1 protein-coding gene and 4 pseudogenes are annotated in these 4300 nt (G+C 57.7%); 2 read left to right on the forward strand and 3 right to left on the reverse strand.

Features of this window, described 5'->3' with window-relative positions; translation table 11 throughout:
* Positions 1-617, forward strand: a pseudogene (locus tag C9413_RS28515) (IS630 family transposase); the annotation flags it as partial.
* 383 nt (positions 618-1000) lie between these two features.
* Here the strand turns inward: C9413_RS28515 and C9413_RS28520 are convergent.
* From C9413_RS28520 to C9413_RS28530, 3 genes and pseudogenes are all read right to left on the reverse strand, one after another.
* Complete coding sequence (locus C9413_RS28520) at positions 1001-2815, reverse strand: ABC transporter ATP-binding protein (RefSeq protein ID WP_040114333.1); 1815 nt, start codon at positions 2813-2815, stop codon at positions 1001-1003.
* 440 nt (positions 2816-3255) lie between these two features.
* Positions 3256-3749, reverse strand: a pseudogene (locus C9413_RS28525) (IS30 family transposase); the annotation flags it as partial.
* Between the two features lie 28 nt (positions 3750-3777).
* Positions 3778-3931: pseudogene (locus tag C9413_RS28530) on the reverse strand (S-(hydroxymethyl)glutathione dehydrogenase); the annotation flags it as partial.
* 98 nt (positions 3932-4029) lie between these two features.
* Between C9413_RS28530 and C9413_RS33925 the strand changes: the two are divergent.
* Positions 4030-4300, forward strand: a pseudogene (locus C9413_RS33925) (IS30 family transposase); the annotation flags it as partial.

Genomic DNA, 4300 nt, shown 5'->3' on the forward strand with positions numbered 1-4300 from the left:
CCCCAGCACCATGCACAGGACCCGCAAGCGATTGAGGACTTTAAAAAAACTTCCCCGCCGCAGTGGCGGAAATCGCCGCCGGAACCGGCAAAGGCAAGCGAATAGAAGTCTGGTTCCAGGACGAGGCCCGGATCGGCCAGAAAAACAAGATAACAAGGCGGTGGGGCAGACGTGGAACACGGCCCTCAGCGCCGCATGACCAGCGCACGAGGTCGGCCTATATCTTCGGAGCGATTTGCCCGAAGCTCGGCAAGGCCGCCGCACTCGTCATGCCATGGTGCGACACCTCTGCCATGAACCAGCATCTGACCGAAATTGCACGCCATGTCGCCGAGGATGCGCATGCTGTTCTCATCATGGATCAAGCTGGCTGGCACATGTCCAACAATCTCATCGTGCCCGAAAACATCACGATCCTGCCGCTGCCGCCAAAGTCGCCTGAACTCAACCCGGTCGAAAACCTATGGCAGTTCATGCGCGATAACTGGCTGTCAAACCGGGTCTTCAAATCCTACGAGGACATCGTCGACCTCTGCTGTGATGCATGGCGCAAGCTGCAACGACAGCCGTGGCGCATCATGTCCATTGGTCGGAGAAAATGGGCCAATGAGTTCTAATCATTGAGCGGTGGTATAAGTTCTACCATGTTCGACTCCAGTGTCTGCGCAGCACTATATGCAGTGTTCCGGCGTATCGAACCTTCATTTTGCCACAAATTGATCAAGAGAATGCCACAAAAGAACGCGTGAGATGGATATCGTTGGGGGCGTGGAAGACTATGGCACCTCATTTCCGAATTTGCTTAAAATATCGCCGTTCAACGACGCGCATCTTGCCGACCTCATGGGGTTCAGTTTGGATCATGTTTTGCGCGGCGCAGCGGCCTCAGGCAAATGGCTCATAAGCCCTTAGTTAGATGGTCAACGAAATTGTAGAATTTTATACACGATGAAGCTGGCGGAACTCGCTCCACGCGGCCTTCTTATTAACGAGTACGTCCTTAACGTGACGAGAACTGAGTGAGCTCTTCGGTTAATTCCAGTGCCTGTCGCTCAAATAGGCGGCGGTAGATGCCGCCGTCGAGGCGGATCAGCGCGGCATGATCGCCCTGCTCGATGATGCAGCCGCGTTCGAAGACGAGTAGCCGGTCGAGCGCGCGCACCGTCGAGAGTCGGTGCGCGATGATCAGCGTGGTGCGCCCGACCATCAGCCGCTCCATCGCCTTTTGGATCAGCGCCTCCGATTCCGAGTCTAGGCTCGATGTCGCCTCGTCGAGGATTAGGATCGGTGCATTTGTCAGGAAGGCGCGCGCGATCGCCACCCGCTGGCGCTCGCCGCCGGAAAGCTTCACGCCGCGTTCGCCTACCAGAGTGAGGTAGCCCTTCGGCAGGCGCGCGATGAACTCGTGCGCGCTGGCGAGCCGGGCCGCTTGTTCGATTTCGGCCTGGCCGGCGCTAGGATGGCCATAGGCGATGTTCTCGGCGAGCGATCGATTCAACAACAGGCATTCCTGCTGCACGATCGCGATCTGCGAGCGCAGCGAAGCCTGCGTCACCTTCGAAACGTCCTGGCCATCGATCAGGATTCGGCCGCCGTTCAGGTCGTAGAGCCGCTGGATGAGCTTTACAAAGGTGGTCTTGCCGGAGCCGGACGGACCGACCAGACCGACCTGTTCGCCGGCCTTAATCGACACCGAAAAGTCATTGTAGAGTGGCACCCCAGTACCATAGTGGAAATGGACGTTCTCGAAATCGATGCGGCCCTTCGTGATATGGATCGGCTTAGCTTCCGGGCGATCAGCGATGCCGAGCGGCTGGCTCTGGAGATCGACCAGCTCCTCCATATCATTGACCGAGCGCTGCAGGTTGCGAACGTGCATGCCGACGTCGCGCAGATAGCCTCGCAGCAGGGAGAACGAGGTGAGCACGAAGGCGACATCGCCCGGGGACGCCTGACCGCGTGACCATAGAAGTAGCGCATAGCCGATGACTGCCGCCCTGAGCGCGAGTAGAGTTATACCTTGGGTTGTGCCGTTGATCGTACCCCGTATCCAGGTCCGGCGCATCCTGCGCCGCCACTTGGCGATGACCTTCGCCAGGCGCTCGTCTTCCCGTTGTTCGGCTCCGAAGCCTTTGACAACCGCGTTGCAGCTGATCGCGTCCGCGAGCGCGCCGCCAAGCCGGGTATCCCAGCTATTAGCAAGGCTCGCCAAGGGCGCGACATAGCCGAGCGATAGCGTGATCGTCAGGGCGACGTATACAAAGGAGCCGCAGGCAATAATCAGGCCCGTTATCGGCCAGTACCAGCCCAGCAGCACGGCCGAGCCGATTAGCATGCTGAGAGAGGAAAACAACGCGATGAGAAGCGTGTCGTTCAAGAGCTCGAGCGCCCGCGCGCCTCGCGTGATCTTGCGCACCGTCGAGCCAGCGAAGCCATTGGCATGCCACTCCGTCGACAAGCGCTGAACGCGATGGAATGCATCGATCGAGATGTCGGTCATCATCTTCAGCGTTAGATCGATAATGCGAATGAAAGCAACGTGACGCATGACTATGGCGCCGAGCGCGAGCGCAATCAGCATAGAGAAGGCCGCGAGCGCTGCATCCCACGCTATGGCCTTTGTTGCGGCTCCCTTCGCGACGGCGTCTACCAGCCGGCCTGAATAGAGCGGTGTCAGCACGTCACCCAGCGTGGAGGCGAGCACCGCGGTCATGATGATCGCGAGCCGGGCCGGCTGCCTGCTCCAGTGGCGAACAGTGAAAGCGAGGACGTTGCGAAAAGCGCCGCCGCGCAGATCCATACGGATTCGATCCATGTTCCTATATGAGCGCACCAAGACGCCCGGTCGCAAGAAACCTGAAATAAAAACTTGGCGCGAGGGCGAAAAAATCGCTCGAAATGTGAGTATCTGACGCAGACCTGACACGTTGCTTCTTTCCATTCGCTCCAGCGATATTGATGTCACCCATGACATGAATAGCGGCCGCGAGCTCCTATCGCCTCGCGACAAAGGAGCTTCAAAAGTCGTGCCAACTGCGAAGAAAGAGCCTCAGAGCGAATTCCTGCGTATCATTCAATGGCTTAATGGGAGCGCAGCAGAAAGCAAGCCGAACACCACTGTGCCTCCGAAGCGACAAAACCGACAGCAGGTACGTGCCCGGCGGCATCTCAGGAAATGGCGGACTGGCTTTTTCCGCGAAAACGTTTTTGGAGAATCTAATCCAAGTGCAACAATGACGAGTGGAGGGTAGGGGTTTACGCGCAATCTCGCAAATGCGCCATGAACACCTTGGCTGGTGTGCGATAGCCAAGGCACTTTCTGGGCAGGGAATTTAGATGATGGGCAAAGGGCGACCAGCTGCTGCTGGCTGACGGCGGATAGGTCGGTATCGCTCGGCACAAAGCGGCGGATGCGCTTATTGGTGTTCTCGACCGCGCCTTTCTGCCACGGTGAATTTGGATCGCAGAACCAGCTCCTGGCGCCGATCCCATCTTCCAAAGCCCGAAACCTCGAAACTCGGTACCACGGTTGAAGGTGAAGCTCTGCCGGGCAACGGCGGGTAGCGGTGAGAAGGCATCGACGATCTTGTCGATGAGCGGCCGAAAGTGACGGCTGCCATTTTGATCATCACCGTGTAGTGGCTCTTGCGCTCGACCAGCGAGGTGACATTGGCCTCACCGAGGTCGCGCCGGAAAATCAGGAGATCACCCTGCCAATGGCCGAACTGCGAGCGATCGGCAATAAAATCAAGATGTTGGCCGTCGCGAAATGGTCCATCAGCAATCGGTAACGATGACGGAGCGGATAGACCTGCTCTGGTGCATGAGATCGAAGGCAGTGCTGATCTCTTCGATCGGCATCTTGATGGGTAATCAGATCGTGGATGTTGATCTTGCCTTCCATATACCAATCGACAATCTTGGGGACGTCGGGTGCGGCCGCTTTGGCGCTAAACTTCCAGTTGGTACATTCTATTTCCAAGTGCGACATGCCAATGATTTTAATGGCTTCACTTTGGAGATTTTGGCATGTCGCATTGCTATTTGCAGCTCACCCTGTCCGATCGTCGACGTCTTTTATCAGATTAGGAACGCAAACTCCCGGTTGGTGAGATCACCGCTCGACGATCTACCGAGAACTCAAGCGCAACACGTTCCACGACCGCGAGTTTCCCGAGTACAGCGGCTACTTCGGGACCATTGCCGACGACATCAGCAAGGAGCGGCGTCGACGGCTGCGCAAGCTCACACGCCATACAGCGCTCACGCAGCGGGGGATCGAGCGACTGCACGCGCCTTG

The sequence above is a fragment of the Rhizobium sp. SEMIA 4085 genome, assembly GCF_013004495.1.
GTDB classification, from domain to species: Bacteria; Pseudomonadota; Alphaproteobacteria; order Rhizobiales; family Rhizobiaceae; genus Rhizobium; species Rhizobium gallicum.